Raw genomic sequence first — 14,365 nt, 5'->3', positions numbered from 1 at the left:
AGGAAATTCTCCAAGTCGACCTGAAATCGACGTCTTGTAAGCAAGTCTTACTCAGTAAATGGAGAAACGTATGGCCATTTATCACGTCAACACGCTCCCTTCTCTCGAACTCGAAGCCGGAATGCTCGTCGAGCAGCGTGGCGAGGCTGTGCTCTGCAGCCTGACCGCCGGCATTGCATCGGTCATCGGCGCGATCTTCTGATCGCCAGCAAAAAGGGGAAAACACCATGGTACGCACGCAGAACCTGCCCACGCTCGATCTCGAAGTCGGGGCACCCAACTCGTCGAAGCACACTCCGGTCGTTGCCGGGCAGATCATCGCGGGCATCGCGATCGGCATCGTCATCGCTGTCACCGACTGAACCAGGTGCGGGTGCGGCAGGTGCCGCACCCGTCACCGACAGGGGAGTATCACGCCATGAACACCTCGGTTGAAACCTTGCCTGCTCTTGATCTCGACGTCGCCGGACCGGGCGGTCCGCGGATGCGGCCGACGGTCATCGATCCGGATGTGAGCATCATCATCGCCATTTTGATGCCCGGCCCCTTTTGAACGCGGAGCGGCGGTCATGAAGAACCTTCAGGATGTGCTGTCGGTCGTGCGGCACCCCGATTTTCGCCAGACGCTGCTCGACGACAACGAGCGCAGCGTCCTCTATTACAATCGCGCGCTCGGCTTCGGGGATCTCAAACGGTCTCTGCAGGACAAGCGTGACATGACGCCGGAGGAAGTGTTCGCGCTTTGCAGCGAATTCTTCACCGAAGATCGCATTCGCAAGATCGTGGCCGAGGAGCGGGCGTGTGCCGCCCGCAATCCGTTCTACGGATCGTCGTTCCAGCCGATCAGCGGCGAGTTCTTCGGCGGCATGGTGCTGGTGTCGACCGATCAGTTCAGCGCGATGCTGCTGGGCCTCGACGGGTTCGAAATCGACATGGCGAAGCGGCGCACGCCCGGCGATCGGCGGACGCTGACCTTTGGCGGGCAGCACACCTTCCTCAAGATCTATCGCGCCCGCGACTTCACGCTGCAGACCTGGAAGATGGATCCGTTCGCCGACGAAGACGATCTGGCGACGAGCGGAAAGACGTATCGCGAGGGCCCTTCGCTTGTGTGCGAGCCGGGCGATACCTTCCATTTCGGCGCCGATGAAGCGTTCGAATACACGTCGAAGGTCGGCGCCCATGCGCTGGTCCTGCAGGTGCAGATGTATCGCCATGGACTGCCGATGGCGCTGGAATTCGATGTCGATTCCCGGAGCCTGGTCGGCGCGGCATCCTCGGCGCAGGAGCCGACCCGGTTGCAGATGCTGGCGACGGCGATGCGCCTGTTTGGCCGGCAGGACGCCGGGGAGCAGATGGAGCGTCTCGTCGCGCACCCCTCGCATTATGTGCGCTGGCACGCGATGCGCGAATATCTGGGCCTCAACCTGGAGCGCGCCTGGCCGCTCCTCGAGCGGATGTGCGCCGAGGATCCGCATCCGGCGGTGCGCCGCGCGGCGCAGAAGACCATCCACCATCTGAGCGACGTCGCGCCCGCCCTGGCGGCGGAGTGAGCGTGCTTTCCCGACACGGAGACCCATCATGCCTCTGGTAATCGACGCCCCACAGGCCGATGCAATCGAACTCGACGAACTGGTCGAGTATCTGCACGACGCCGATATCGACACGGCCGATCATGACGCGATGGTTTCGGTCGCGCCGATGCTCAAGCGGCTCAACAACAACCGCACCTTCCTGTCCGACCTGGCGCTCGAGGAACTGAAGAAGCGCACCTCGATCGGCAATGGTACCAACAATTACGGTCCGCAGGTCATCATGCTCTATGCGCCCACCCGGCGCTTCCAGACCTTCTTCCTGCGTGCCAACTTCTGGCCGGCGACGCAGGATCACATCCTCAGGGCGAGCGGGCCGGAACAGTTTTTCTACCATCACCCGCATGATCACTCGTTCAACTTCCTGACCTCGGGCTATTTCGGGCCGGGCTACAGCAGCAACTACTACACCTATGATTACGAGCAGACCGCCGGCTATCCCGGCGAACCGGTGGCGCTGAAGTTCGTCGAGAAGAGCGCGCTGCACGAAGGCAAGGTGATGCTGTACCGCGCCTGTGTCGACATCCATGACCAGCTGCCGCCGGAAAGCATGTCGATCAGCCTCAACATCATGGAGCTGACGGTGCGTGGCGGCGTGCTTGACCAGTACAGCTTCGATGTCGAACGCAACCTGGTCGGCACGATGATCAACCGCATGTCGATGGCCTGCCTGATGCCGATGATCGCGCAGCTGGGCGATGGCGACGCGGCGGATTATCTCCACGAAACCGCGCGCTCGCACCTGTCGGAGCGCGTGCGCTTCTCCGCGCTCAAGGCGATGGCGGGTACCCAGCCCAACCTGGAATCGACGATCGCGGTGTTCGAGCGCGGCACCCGCAGCGACAGTGCGCTCGTTGCTGGCTGGTCGAAGCACAAGATCGCTCGCCTGGAAGGCCTACGCGCGTGATCGCGACCGCGCCTGCTTCTGCCGCCGGCCTGCGGGCAGTGCTGCGCCATGTACGCCTCGACCGGCTTGCGCTGGCGGCGGCGGGCGTGCTGACCCTGCTCGAAGTCGCCGGTACCCTCGGCTTTCCGTTGTTGACGCGCTCGATCGTCGATCGCGCGGGCGCCGCCGACGCGTCCTGGCATGGGCCCGCCTTGATGCTGGCGCTAGTCCTGCTCGCGTCGGCAACGGCGTCGGCGATCGCGCGCTTTCTCACCGCGCGCGCGGGTCTCGCGCTCGACGCGGCGTTGAAGGAAGCGACCGTCGAGCGGCTGGTCCGCGCGCCGATCGCCTATTTCGACACATCGTCGAGCGGCGCGGTGACCAGCTGGGTGGTGAACGACACCAAGGCCGTCGCGCAGGTCATCTCGCGCGAGGGCCTGGCCGCGGCTTCGGCGGCATTGTTGCTGGTCGGCGCGGCGATCGTCCTGTTCGCGACCGATGCGGGGCTGGCCGGCATCCTGTTCGGCTCGGTGGCGCTGGCGTTTCTCGCCATGCTCCCGGTGGTTCTGACCACGGCCAGGATTGCAACGCGCACCCAGGACGAGACGGCGAGGCTGAGCGGCCGGTTATCCCAGATCTTCGCCGAAGTGCGGATGGTGAAGACTTTCGGCGCGGAAGCGCGCGAGCAGCGCGGGGTCGCTGCCAGCGTCGCGTCGCTGTTCGCGCTGGGGTGCCGTTCGGCCCGGATCGAGGCGGCGCTCAGCCCGATCGTAACCTTGTCGGTCACGCTCGCGATGGTGACGATCCTTGCCTATGGCGGCATGCGGGTGGCGGCAGGCACGCTGTCGTCGGGTACGCTCACGGCTTTCCTGCTCTACATCTTCACGGTCGTCGGGCCACTGGCGCAGCTGACGGCGTTCGTCTCGCGCCTGTCCGCCGCGCGGGGCGCATCGGCGCGGTTGATCGAAGTGCTCGACCTTCCGCCGGAAACCGATGCGGCCGATCGCGCGGCCGCGGCCGCGGCCGTGCCGGCGCTGCCGCAGATATTGGCGTTCGAGGGCGTTCGCTTCGCCTATGCGGACGGCGGGGACAGCGACGGTGCGACGATTGCGATCGACCGACTGACCTTTGCGCCGGGCACGCGGACGGCGCTGATCGGCCCGAGCGGTTCTGGCAAGTCGACGCTGCTCGGCCTGATCGAGCGCTTCTACGCGCCGGATCGCGGCACCATTCGCTACGGCGTGCAGGACATCGCGGCGTTGCCGCTTGCCCAGTGGCGTGCGCGGATCGGCTATGTCGCCCAGTCGACGCCGATGGTTTCAGGGAGCATCCGCGACAATCTGCTGTACGGAATCGATCGGCCCGTCGGCGAGCAGCAGGTCGCCGAGGCGCTGGCGCAATCCTGTTCCGCCACGTTTGTCGCCGCACTCCCCGAGGGGTTGGATACGCCCGTCGGCGAACGTGGGGTGCTGCTTTCCGGCGGCGAACGCCAGCGCATCGCCATCGCGCGCATGTTCCTGCGCGACCCCGAGATCCTGCTTCTGGACGAGGCGACATCGAGCCTCGACGAGGAAAACGCGCATCTCGTTTTGCAGGGGCTCGACATGCTGATGCGCGGACGCACCTGCATCCTCGTCACCCACCGCATGACCGGCTTGGAGACGATGGACCAGATCGTTTCGCTCGATGCCGGGCGGATCGTCGAGTGCGGCGCGCCCGATACTCTGCTGTTGGGCATGGGCCTCTACCGCCGCTTCGCTCATCGCCAGTTCGCACAGGAGAAGATCGCATGACCCCAACGCTGTTGTCCCGCCGCGCGTCCCGTCCCCTGGCCGTGCTGGCGCAGCATAAATCCACGCTGATCGGCTGGGTCGCGGGATGGTCCGCCTTCACCTATTCCGGGGCAGCGCTGCGTTGGAGCCAGCTGGACGGGGAGGGCGACCTCCGCACCGCCGCCGCGGCGATCTTCCATGTCGCGGACATGATCCCTCCTTATGCGAAGATCGCGTTCGGGGCGCTGTTCCTGCTCGGGCTGTTCGCCTTGCCGCGCCTGCCCGGGGGGCGGATCGTGCGGGGACCGAGCGCGAGCGTTCTGGCGGCGCTGGCGGTGCTGATGGTGGCGCCGCTCGACTATTTCGACGGTGTGACGGGCAGCTTCGCCGGGCATGTCGGGATCGGCCCGGCGCTGCTGTATCTGGTGCCCGCGGTGATCGGCGGGCTCTGTTGGGCCGGCGTCTCCGCGCATTATGCGCGCAAGGGACAGGGCAAGTGACCGCGTCCGTCGTCGATCGGCTGCGCGAATTGCGGCTCGATGCGGTGCCGGCGATGGGGGCGCCCGCCGTCGAACCGGCACGCCCGCGCGCGCAGCGGGGGCGGATGTCCCTTGCCGCGGGCATCGGCCTCGTCGCGGCCGCTGCCGCGCTGGGCGTGGCGACGCGAAAGAAGGCGGTCGCGCCTCCGTCCGTTGCGCCGGCGGCGCAGGCGGCGCCCGTCGCCGCACCGGCAGCCGCGCTGGTCGCCGCCGGGTTCGTCGTGCCCCAGCGCAGCGGCACGATTGGCTCCCAGGTGACCGGGCAGATCCGGGAGATCCTGGTGCGCGAGGGCGATCGCGTCCGCGCCGGGCAGGTGATCGCGCATGTCGACGACGCCGACGCGCGCGCCGCGCTTGGTCGTGCCCGGGCGGCGCAGGCCGAAGCGCAGCAGCAACTCGCCGGCATCCACTTCCAGCGCACCCAGGCGGCGGCCACGCTCGCCCGGCAGCAGGCGCTGAGCGCGCGCGGTTTCACCACCCGGGCGTCCCTGGACGCCAGCGCGGCGGAAAGCGGTATGCTGGGTGCGCGTGTCGCCGCTGCCGAGGCCGCACTGGCCGGGGCGAGCGCGTCGGTGCGTGCGGCCGAGGTGACGCTGGGCCGTTTCGCGATCCGGGCACCGTTTTCCGGCGTGGTGATCGACAAGAACGCCGAAGTTGGCGAGCTGGTCTCTCCTATCTCGGCCGGCGGCGGGTTTACCCGCACCGGCATCGTCACCATCGTCGACATGGCAAGCCTGCACGTCGAGGCCGACGTGAACGAGGCCTACATCGGCAAGGTCCGCGCCGGCCAGCCCGTGACGCTGAGCTTCGATGCGCTGCCCGGCGAAACCTTCGACGCGAGGGTTTCCGCGATCGTGCCGTCCGCCGATCGCAACCGCGCGACGGTGCGCGTCAACATCGCGCTGGTGCGGCGCGATCCGCGCATCCTGCCGCAGATGGCCGCCAAGGCCGCCTTCCTCCCTTCCGCGTCCAACACAGGATCGAGGCAATGAACATGATGCAGACCATATCGGCGCCGACACCGCTCATCGAGATTTCCCGCCTGTCGAAGCGCTACAGCCGAGGCGAGACCGTCGTGCCCATCTTCGATGACCTGTCGCTGTCCATTCCCTGCGGTCGCTTCGTCGCATTGATGGGGCCGTCCGGGTCCGGCAAGACGACGCTGCTCAACATGCTGGCGGGCATCGACCGGCCCTCGGGCGGCATGCTGTCGATCGATGGTGAGCGGATCGACCGTTACGGCGAGGCGGCGCTGGCCGGATGGCGGGCACGGACGCTGGGCTTCATCTTCCAGTTCTACAACCTGATGCCGATGCTGACAGCGGCGCAGAATGTCGAGTTGCCCCTGCTGTTGCAGCCGATGGGCGCGAGCGAACGGCGCCGGCGGGTGGAAACGGCGCTGGACGTTGTCGGGCTGGCGGACCGGATGAAGCACCGGCCCCGCGAACTTTCCGGCGGCCAGCAGCAGCGCGTCGCGATCGCGCGCGCGCTCGTCGCCGATCCCAAGCTGATTCTCGCCGACGAACCGACCGGCGACCTGGATCGGCCCAGCGCCGACCGCGTGCTCGAGATCCTGCGCCTGCTGTCGAGCGAGTTGGGGAAGACCATCGTCATGGTCACCCACGACCCGGTTGCCGCACGCGCGGCGGATCTGACGCTTCACCTGGAGAAGGGGCGCTTCGTCGACGAAGCGATCGCCGCATGAGGATGTCTACGCTCGTCGCGCGCAACGCGCTGCGCAATCCGGTGCGGCTGGTGCTGATGGTCGCGTGCATCGCCATCGCGTTCCTGATCTTCGGCGTGCTGAGCGCGGTCGGCGCCGCTTTCCGCATGGAGGACCAGCCGGGCGCGCATGAGCGGGTGATGATCGTTAACCGCAACGGACTGCAGCAGACGCTACCGATCGCCTATCTGGCGGATATCCGGCAACAGCCCAATGTCGCGGCGGCAACGCCCGTGCGGCTGGCGATCGCCTATTGGCGCGAGCCGAAGGATGTCCTGTCGGCGGTGATGGTCGACCCGGCGATCTATCTGACCCTTTCCGAGGACAGCGCGGTCGTTTCCGCCGAGGATCGCGCGCGCTTCGTCGCGACGCGCGACGGCCTGCTGGTCGGGCAGGCACTTGCGACCCGCAACGGCTGGAAGCGCGGCGACCTGGTGACGCTCCAGAGCCTGAACGACCTGCGTACCGACGGGACGCGAAGCTGGTCCTTCAGGGTCGCCGGGATCTACCGCGCCGCGAAGCCTGGCGGCCCCGAACTCGCCGTCGCCGGGCACTACGACTATTTCAACGATGCACTGCTGACCGGCCGGGATCGCGCCAACTGGATCATGGTGCAGGGACGTGACGTGACCGCCAACGATGCGATGGCCCGCGCGATCGACGCATCCTACGCCAACTCCGCGGCGGCGACCCGCACGCAGAGCGAGGCGGCGCTGGGCCGTGCATTCCTGTCGCAGATCGGCGATGTCGTCCTGATCATCCGCCTGGTCGTGGGAGCGGCATTCCTCGTCATCCTCTGCATCGTCGGCAACACGCTGATCTTCATGGTGGGCGAACGCACGCGCGAGATCGGTGTGCTCAAGACGCTGGGCTTCTCGGGTGGGCGGGTGGCGCGGATCGTCGTCGGCGAAGTCGCGCTGATCACGCTCGCGGGGGCTGCCGTCGGGATGAGCCTGGCGCTGCTGATCGTGACTGCGGTCGCGAGCGCCACGAAGGACATGCTGCCGGGGCTGGCGATCGGGCCGACCACGCTCGGGATCGCCGCGCTGCTGGCCGGCGGCCTCGTCCTGCTGACCGGCCTGTTGCCGGTGGTCAAGGCTGCCCGCCTCGATATCGTAACCGCATTGGGAAGGGTCTGAAATGTTCAGCCATGTCCGTCAGGTCGGTGCCGTGGCCCGGATCGCCTTGCTTGGGCTGCCGTCGCGCGCCCGGATGTCGCTCGCGGCCATATTCGGGATTGCGCTGGCGACGTTGGTCCTGCTCGGGTTCCTGGCGATGGCCTCGGGTTTCCGCTCGACCGTCGCCGGCGCCGGATCCGACCAGGCCGCGATCATTCTCGCCGAGGGATCGCCATCCGAATTCGCCAGTGCGATCGACATCAATCGGCTCGCGCAATTGCAAAACGCGCCCGGCATCGCGCATGGCCCGGGCGGCCCGCTGATCTCGCCGGAGAATTTTGCGACGATCAGCGCCGTGGACGATCAGGGGACAGAGGCCAATCTGTCGCTCCGCGGCATGGCGACGCAGGGCTTGGCGGTGCGGCCGCTCGCGCGGCTGGCTGCCGGCCGAATGTTCGCACCCGGAAGCAACGAGCTGGTCGTCGGTGCCTCGCTTGCGGCGCGCTACCGCGATCTGAAGCTGGGGCGCAGCATCCGGCTCGCGGGCATGGCATGGAAGGTCGTCGGCATCTTCGACGCCGGCGGATCGGCGGCGGAATCCGAAGTTTGGGCGGATCGCACGCTCGTCGCCCAATTCTTCGGATCGAGCGGAGCGGTCCAGTCGGTGCGGGTACGATTGGCCAACGCTGGGGCGCTCCTGCCGCTCCAGCGCTATCTGGCAGCGGAATCCGCGTCGAAGCTCACAGCGCGGTCGGAGAAGGACTATTTCGCGGTCCAGGCACGCAACATGGGCAAGCTGATACTATTCATCGGCTGGCCGCTCGGCATCGCCATGGCCATTGGTGCGCTGGCCGGAGCCCTGAACACGATGTTCACCTCGGTTTCCGCACGCTCCGAGGAGATACGCACGCTGCGTATCCTGGGTTATCGTGGACTCCCGGTGTTCCTCAGCACCATGGCGGAAGCCATCGTGCTTGTGCTGATCGGCTGTGCTGCCGCGATTTCCCTTTCGCTGGCGTTCCTCAACGGCCGAAGCGCGAGCACGATCGGCGGCAATCTGTCGCAGGTAATGTTTCGGTTCGACCTTGGCGTATCCGACATCCTTCAATCGGTGGTAGTGGCGCTGGTGGTGGCGATACTGGGCGGCGCACTGCCGGCATGGCGAGCGGCGCGCCGTCCGCTCGCCGCGGCTCCCGGGGCATGAGGTCGATTTCACCATAAAGTCTCAGCTGTGCCGGCGCGGGCCGGGCTGAGCCATGCGAACAATATCGCCAGATTGCTTTCAAGACGTCGCTGTCACTGGTTTCCATGGCGGCGGCGTCGACATTTGCATGCACTAAAAAATTCAAATATCGAGGGTAGTGATGCTCCTATATTGGGAGTAATTTGACTTTACTATTACCTTTAAGGTTGGCAACTTTCTCTTGCCGGATCGAGATGGGTTCATCGAAGATCTGGACATCGCCTGGTGTATGGGCATGGGCCAGGGGGGATGTTGGAACGCGCCCAACAATGGAGAAATTTATGAAAAAGATTTCTGTCGTGAAGGTCCAGGACCTCAAGACCACGTCGGTTGCGCTGTATCCGATCTGGACCTGCTGGCCCTACTGACTTCCTTTTTGCTGGACGTCTCCCGAGGATTTCTCGGGGGACGTCGGCTTTCTGGTTTCGGCAGAGGAAAACCCGCGAAGAATTGGCTTCGGCCACACGGAGGAAATGGCGCATGTCGAACAGCTTTCTTGAGGCAGCCCTCGGACTCGTCGCGTTTTTCAGCGCTCCCCTGTCGCCGGTCGCGCCCGTTGTGCCGCGCGAGGAATTCGCTTCTCCCGCCGCCGACAGCCCGTTGGTCGCGGTGATCGAGGCGGCCGTGCGGGCGGAGGCGGGCTTCGACTCGCAGGCCTTGGCCAAGGTGCTTGCCGACGACTATGTCGAGGTCTCTCCGGTCGGCGAGGTCGATCACCGCGACGCGGTGCTCCGCTTCTACGATCCGGCCAACCGTCGTCCCGCGCCGCAGGTGGCCGTGACGGAGCCGCTGGCCCGGGTCGACGGATCGAATGCCGTCGTCATCGTCCGGCTCTCCTTTTCTGCCCCGGAAGCGGCACCGCAGCGCCCGCCGATGTTGATGCGCGCGACCTATGTGCTGCGACAGAATGCGAGCGGCTGGCGTATCGCAAGCGCCCAATACACCCCCATTCGGACCGCGGCGAAATGACTGTCGCCACCATCGACGGAAGCAGCCGCTTCGCGTTGATTCCGCTGACGGTCCAGCCGGAAGGGGAGGGGTTCCTGGTTGGCAATCAGCAGCTCGGCGCCTTCTACCAATTTCCGGCGGAAGGGGTGGCGCTGCTCCGTCAGCTGCAGGAAGGGCGCACGCCCGATGACATCCGCCGCCTGATGTCGGGTGAGGGCACCGGCGAGGATATCGATCTCGACGACTTCCTCGCCACGCTGATCGAAATCGGCTTCGCCCGCCCTGGCGACGAGACCCCGGCGGCGGGGCCGTCGAGCGCGCCCGCGCGGACCTTGGGCTTTTCGGTCTCGCGTGCGACGGCGGAACGCTTCTTCTCGCGGGGCGCCGTAGCGCTGTACGGGCTGGTGGTGGCGGCGGGACTGGTCTGTGCCGTCCGCTTTCCCGTCGCCCGGCTGCACGCGGACGCCTTTTTCATCGAGGACAATCTGGCGGCGACGCTGATATTGCTGCTCGTCCTTTCCTCCGCCGCGACGGGCCTGCATGAGCTGGGACACATGCTCGCCGCGGCCCGCGAAGGTGTAGCCAGCCGCCTCGGGATTGGAACCCGCCTCTGGAACTTGGTCTTCGAGGCGGACCTGTCCGGCATCTTCGCGCTGCCGCGGGCGCGGCGGTATCTGCCCCTTCTAGCCGGGATGCTTGTCGATCTGCTGGTGGTGTCCCTCGTCACCATCCTGATCACGGCGCTTTCGCTGGCCGATGCGCCGGTCTTCGCGGTCGCGCTGCTGCAGGCGCTGGTGCTGCAGATCGCGGTGACGGTCGCGTGGCAGTTCAATCTCTTCCTGCGCACCGACGTCTATTATATCCTGTCGAACTGGTCGGGGCACCCCAATCTCGACGGGGCCGCGCGAGACTATATCGCTGGCAACGTCCATCTCTGGACCGCAGGCCGCTTCGGTCGGCGTCAGTCGGGCGAGGCGGACGGCACGCCGGCGCGCAATCTTCGAATGGTCCGTTGCTTCGTGGCCGTGTGGATCATGGGGCGCATCCTCGCGCTCGCGACCTTGTTCCTCGTCGTGCTGCCGACGCTGGCGCGATATGCCGAGCGCGCCTGGCAGACCATCCAGGACCCCAACGCACCCGTACTGCGCGGCCTAGACGCGGCAATCTTCGCCGGGCTTTCCATGCTGCTCGTGGCGGCAGGGCTCGCGCTGTGGCTGCTTCCCAAATTCAGGCATCAGAAACCGAAGGATACCCAGTGATGACCAAGTCGGAATCTTCTGAATCGACGCAGCGCTGCACGCTGGACATGCGCTTCGCGCGGGGGGGTGTCTGGGCTGGGGTAGAGGACTTGGTCGGGCGTGCCTATGGGGAGTTGCGCGATCGTGGCGCAGACGCGATCATCGATCGACACGCCTATGAACTTCATTTCGTACTGCGTGCCCATCGGCAGGCGATCCCGCTCGCCTATGCATCGCTTACCGACACTGCGAGCGGCCTCGAAAAGACCCGCAACTACCCGCTCGACCGTGCCTATCGCATTGTTCACGGCTTGATCGATTTCCTCATCGCTTGGCGACGGGAGATCGAGACCGAAACCGAACTGGTGGTCGTGGCGCTGTGCCCCGATGCTGCGCAGCATCTTTCGCAGCGATTTCTGGTCGAGCTGGCGAGGCGAGGTCCAAATGCGGGCATCCGTGTCGAGCACGGCACGACAAGCGCCCAAACCCTTCCTCCGGTTGATACGTCTGCCGCCGAGGCGGTTATCGCCAGCGGACCGGCGCATCTTCTCGACATGGACGTGATCGAAGCGCATCACCCCGCGCTGATCGCCCATCATCTCCGGCGCGGCGACGAAACCGCGGCAGCGCGGGTCGCGCTTCGGGCGCTGTGCCTCTACAATCATCTTGGCTTCTACCACGAAGCGGGCAGCTTCGCCGACAGGGTGATGGCTCATCTCGACACGCTGGCCGGCGACGACCAGGAAGCGCGCTGGAACTATGTCGGCAACCTTTTCCAGGGGCTGGTGATGACCGGTCGGCTCGACGCGGCGCGGGCTCTTGTGGAAGACGCAACCGCGCCCAGGCTGACCCGCCCGGATCTACGTGCCAAGATGCACTACCTCATGGGCATGGTGCACCTGCGCTATGCCGCCCAAAAGGATGTTGATCAGGCCGAGCGACATCTCCTTGCCGCGCGGCAAGCGATCGCATTGGCGCAGGAGGTGCTGGGGGCCGCCGATCACGCTTTCTATTCGGTTTTCATCGACAATGGTCTCGCTTTCCTGCGTGTGCGGCAGGGGCGCCCCCAGGAAGCGATCGACCTGTGCACCTCGGGACTCGAACTGCTCAGCCGCGCCTTGTCTGAGGACGCGCACCGGCTTCATCGCTCCGTTCTGCACTACAACACGGCGCAGGTGCACGCGATGCTCGGCAATCTCGAGGAGGCGCTGCGCTTTTACGATCTCAGCATCGAGATGGACCCCTATTATTCCGAATATCACAACGAGAGTGGAAATCTGCTGCTCCGCGCCGGCCGGCTAGAGGGGGCGATCGCGCGCTACTCGGAGGCGGTGCGCTACAGCGCGCCCTATCCGGAGGTATTCCACAACATCGGCGTCTGCATGGCGCGGATGGGGGCGTTTGAGCAAGCCTCAGCTGCGTTCGATCGAAGCCTTGAGCTCGATCCCAATCAGGTTGACGTGCTGCTGATGCGCGCAGAAGTGCTGGAATCCTTGGGGGCAAGCGACCGTCAGCTGCAGGATCTCGATGCCGCTCTTCTGCTCGATCCCAACCGGCCGGAAGCGCGCGTGAACCGCGCCGTCTTGCTTTTCGACCGACAGGAATATGTGCGCGCGCTCGCAGACATGGACCGCGCCATCGAAATGTTGCCGATGGAGCCGGATCTCTACATCAGTCGATCCGAAGTGCATCGGGCGATGGGCTTCGAAGCATTGATGGCCCAAGACATAGAAGCTGCCAGTCATCTACGAGCGGCATAGCGATTTGCAGTGGCGCTGGGCGGAGGTGGATCATGCACTCCGTATCAAAAGGTTGGAATCCAAGAAGCGGGACTTCGTTGATACGAGAAATGTGATTCATTCTGTCCGTCGTCAGAACATTTGGCGCAGATCGCAGCGTAAATTGGCGGAGAGCGGGCTTCGTCCTGGGGGTTGATATTAAGCGGCGATCTTGCGGTGCTGCAAGCGCTGGTGCTCGAGCGAAATACGCGGTGGCTTTTTTTGGATGTCGCGCTCCTCGCTCACCCGGGCCAGTTCGCGCTTCAACTGGCGGATCTCGGCATCCTTGCCGGCATCGCCGGATACCTGTCTAGCCAGCTGTCGTTTCCAAGCATACAGCGAGTGCTGGCTGACGCCGAGATCCGCCACTCCTTGGCTTCGAAATGTGCGCGCGCACCGCTCTGCTTGACCCCGGCAGGCAGACCGTTCGGCCGTGTCCAGCGCGTCTCGATGCGGAAATCGTCCTGATGGGCGACCCCGATCGATTGCAGGTTGAGGGCGAGACGTGCCACCGGCGGAAGACCAAGGCTTGTGGCTTCACCTTCGGTCAGCTGGGCAACCAGGCCAGGGTGAAGACACACGGCATTGTCCGAGGCTTCGGCCTGTGCCGAGCCATCGGGCGCATTGTTGCCATCGCCGATCGCCTGCAGCAACCGTGCGACCGCCGGACGCGCCGCAGTCGGGGCTTGGATTATCCAGTCGTCGACGGGGATCAGCGAGCGCGTCCCCTTGCCAAGAAAACGGCCGCCCTCGACGCGGATCAGCTCGATCCGCTCGCGCCCATCCTCATGCCGCGCTTCGAACCGCAAGTCGGGACTACTCACCATCCTGCTCCATGCCTGGGGTGCTGCACGCCAGCGCTCTGATAGACCTGCCGCGCGAACTTCGGCTGCCAGCCATTGGGTGGATTGTGCGGAATCGCACGGAAGCCTTCGCCGGCCGCCATGGTTCGCAAAGCCGGCCCTTGGTAGCGACGCTGGTAAAGACTTGGCGCCTTCGGGTCCGCTGCCCGCCAGAAACGGCAACTGCCGTTATCGCTCCATTCGGCGATGCGAGTGTCGCGGATCGAGAAGATTAATGCCGACTGAGCCGTCGTGGCACCACCGCCTTCGAGCGTCGCATAGGCGATTGCCTGGTCGTCCATGAACTTGCGCGCAAGCCGCTCCGCCTGCGAGCCGAACGCGAACCATGCGTCAGTGATGAACCCGGCGTCGAGGTACGCCAGCCAGAAATCGGTGCGTTTCTTCCATTGGTCGCGCCGCTCGACCGTTTTCGCCACCACCGAGAAGAACTCCCGGACGGTCGCGCGTACCAGCCAGCCGCGCAGCACGGCGAAGGCAGCGTCGACCTGGGCGTCCGGGAACATCGCCAGCACATCGCGGCGTAGTGCGGCCCAGCGTTGCGGCGCAAGCCGCGGATCACCTCCCGCAATCTCAACATCCAGCCGACGCTGACAGTTCGCCCCGGCACGAATGTGCTGCTCGTGGTCCACAAGGACCTGATCCTCGCGCCCTGGCGCGGATAGGAG

Annotated in this window: 16 protein-coding genes; 14 read left to right on the top strand and 2 right to left on the bottom strand. The window is 65.6% G+C overall.

What is annotated here, in order from left to right; genetic code table 11:
* Window positions 1-70: 70 nt before the first annotated feature.
* From GGR89_RS22540 to GGR89_RS00195, 14 genes are all read left to right on the top strand, one after another.
* Window positions 71-202, top strand: a complete 132-nt coding sequence (locus GGR89_RS22540) for a hypothetical protein (RefSeq protein ID WP_277600100.1) — start codon at window positions 71-73, stop codon at window positions 200-202.
* Between the two features lie 25 nt (window positions 203-227).
* Window positions 228-362, top strand: a complete 135-nt coding sequence (locus GGR89_RS22535) for a hypothetical protein (RefSeq protein ID WP_277600099.1) — start codon at window positions 228-230, stop codon at window positions 360-362.
* A gap of 56 nt (window positions 363-418) precedes the next feature.
* Window positions 419-553 (top strand): hypothetical protein, encoded by a 135-nt coding sequence (locus GGR89_RS22530; RefSeq protein ID WP_277600098.1) that lies wholly within the window; start codon window positions 419-421, stop codon window positions 551-553.
* Window positions 554-569: 16 nt separating this feature from the next.
* Entirely contained in the window at window positions 570-1,553 is a 984-nt protein-coding gene (locus tag GGR89_RS00245) for a HEAT repeat domain-containing protein (protein WP_125974597.1), read from the top strand.
* Window positions 1,554-1,581: 28 nt separating this feature from the next.
* Window positions 1,582-2,499, top strand: coding sequence for a transposase (locus GGR89_RS00240; protein ID WP_125974595.1), 918 nt, complete (start codon window positions 1,582-1,584; stop codon window positions 2,497-2,499).
* Window positions 2,496-4,271, top strand: coding sequence for an ABC transporter ATP-binding protein (locus tag GGR89_RS00235; protein WP_125974593.1), 1,776 nt, complete (start codon window positions 2,496-2,498; stop codon window positions 4,269-4,271). The genes GGR89_RS00240 and GGR89_RS00235 overlap by 4 nt, the downstream gene beginning before the upstream one ends.
* Entirely contained in the window at window positions 4,268-4,750 is a 483-nt protein-coding gene (locus GGR89_RS00230; protein WP_164542643.1) for a hypothetical protein, read from the top strand. Before GGR89_RS00235 ends, GGR89_RS00230 begins: the two co-directional genes overlap by 4 nt.
* Window positions 4,747-5,781 (top strand): efflux RND transporter periplasmic adaptor subunit, encoded by a 1,035-nt coding sequence (locus GGR89_RS00225; RefSeq protein WP_164521867.1) that lies wholly within the window; start codon window positions 4,747-4,749, stop codon window positions 5,779-5,781. The genes GGR89_RS00230 and GGR89_RS00225 overlap by 4 nt, the downstream gene beginning before the upstream one ends.
* The gene (locus tag GGR89_RS00220; RefSeq protein WP_241213579.1) at window positions 5,778-6,494 is read left to right on the top strand and encodes an ABC transporter ATP-binding protein; all 717 of its coding nucleotides are present in this window, start codon (window positions 5,778-5,780) and stop codon (window positions 6,492-6,494) included. Before GGR89_RS00225 ends, GGR89_RS00220 begins: the two co-directional genes overlap by 4 nt.
* Complete coding sequence (locus GGR89_RS00215) at window positions 6,491-7,651, top strand: ABC transporter permease (protein ID WP_125974589.1); 1,161 nt, start codon at window positions 6,491-6,493, stop codon at window positions 7,649-7,651. Before GGR89_RS00220 ends, GGR89_RS00215 begins: the two co-directional genes overlap by 4 nt.
* 1 nt (window position 7,652) lies before the next feature.
* Window positions 7,653-8,834: an ABC transporter permease gene (locus GGR89_RS00210; RefSeq protein ID WP_125974587.1), complete on the top strand. Its 1,182-nt coding sequence runs from the start codon at window positions 7,653-7,655 to the stop codon at window positions 8,832-8,834.
* A gap of 519 nt (window positions 8,835-9,353) precedes the next feature.
* A complete protein-coding gene (locus GGR89_RS00205) occupies window positions 9,354-9,842 on the top strand; it encodes a nuclear transport factor 2 family protein (protein WP_125974585.1) in 489 nt (162 codons plus the stop codon).
* Complete coding sequence (locus tag GGR89_RS00200) at window positions 9,839-11,080, top strand: hypothetical protein (protein WP_125974583.1); 1,242 nt, start codon at window positions 9,839-9,841, stop codon at window positions 11,078-11,080. The genes GGR89_RS00205 and GGR89_RS00200 overlap by 4 nt, the downstream gene beginning before the upstream one ends.
* Window positions 11,080-12,819, top strand: coding sequence for a tetratricopeptide repeat protein (locus GGR89_RS00195; RefSeq protein ID WP_125974581.1), 1,740 nt, complete (start codon window positions 11,080-11,082; stop codon window positions 12,817-12,819). The genes GGR89_RS00200 and GGR89_RS00195 overlap by 1 nt, the downstream gene beginning before the upstream one ends.
* 281 nt (window positions 12,820-13,100) lie before the next feature.
* Here GGR89_RS00195 and GGR89_RS22865 read toward each other — a convergent pair whose 3' ends face one another.
* Both GGR89_RS22865 and GGR89_RS00185 read right to left on the bottom strand, forming a co-directional pair.
* Window positions 13,101-13,646, bottom strand: coding sequence for a hypothetical protein (locus GGR89_RS22865; protein WP_125974579.1), 546 nt, complete (start codon window positions 13,644-13,646; stop codon window positions 13,101-13,103).
* A gap of 11 nt (window positions 13,647-13,657) precedes the next feature.
* Window positions 13,658-14,329 carry an EH signature domain-containing protein gene (locus tag GGR89_RS00185; protein ID WP_164542642.1) on the bottom strand — a complete coding sequence of 224 codons (672 nt, stop codon included), beginning with the start codon at window positions 14,327-14,329 and terminating at the stop codon, window positions 13,658-13,660.
* Window positions 14,330-14,365 lie beyond the last annotated feature (36 nt).

Source organism: Sphingomonas trueperi, from assembly GCF_011927635.1.
Lineage (GTDB): Bacteria > Pseudomonadota > Alphaproteobacteria > Sphingomonadales > Sphingomonadaceae > Sphingomonas > Sphingomonas trueperi.
Note: the sequence above shows the minus strand (reverse complement) of the source record. Positions and strands in the feature narration are given on the sequence as shown.

Bases quoted from the DNA above. Each gene is read 5' to 3' on its own strand.
- GGR89_RS22540 (WP_277600100.1), top strand. From the start codon at position 71: ATGGCCATTTATCACGTCAACACGCTCCCTTCTCTCGAACTCGAAGCC.
- GGR89_RS22535 (WP_277600099.1), top strand. From the start codon at position 228: ATGGTACGCACGCAGAACCTGCCCACGCTCGATCTCGAAGTCGGGGCA.
- GGR89_RS22530 (WP_277600098.1), top strand. From the start codon at position 419: ATGAACACCTCGGTTGAAACCTTGCCTGCTCTTGATCTCGACGTCGCC.
- GGR89_RS00245 (WP_125974597.1), top strand. From the start codon at position 570: ATGAAGAACCTTCAGGATGTGCTGTCGGTCGTGCGGCACCCCGATTTT.
- GGR89_RS00240 (WP_125974595.1), top strand. From the start codon at position 1,582: ATGCCTCTGGTAATCGACGCCCCACAGGCCGATGCAATCGAACTCGAC.
- GGR89_RS00230 (WP_164542643.1), top strand. From the start codon at position 4,268: ATGACCCCAACGCTGTTGTCCCGCCGCGCGTCCCGTCCCCTGGCCGTG.
- GGR89_RS00220 (WP_241213579.1), top strand. From the start codon at position 5,778: ATGAACATGATGCAGACCATATCGGCGCCGACACCGCTCATCGAGATT.
- GGR89_RS00215 (WP_125974589.1), top strand. From the start codon at position 6,491: ATGAGGATGTCTACGCTCGTCGCGCGCAACGCGCTGCGCAATCCGGTG.
- GGR89_RS00210 (WP_125974587.1), top strand. From the start codon at position 7,653: ATGTTCAGCCATGTCCGTCAGGTCGGTGCCGTGGCCCGGATCGCCTTG.
- GGR89_RS00205 (WP_125974585.1), top strand. From the start codon at position 9,354: ATGTCGAACAGCTTTCTTGAGGCAGCCCTCGGACTCGTCGCGTTTTTC.
- GGR89_RS00200 (WP_125974583.1), top strand. From the start codon at position 9,839: ATGACTGTCGCCACCATCGACGGAAGCAGCCGCTTCGCGTTGATTCCG.
- GGR89_RS00195 (WP_125974581.1), top strand. From the start codon at position 11,080: ATGACCAAGTCGGAATCTTCTGAATCGACGCAGCGCTGCACGCTGGAC.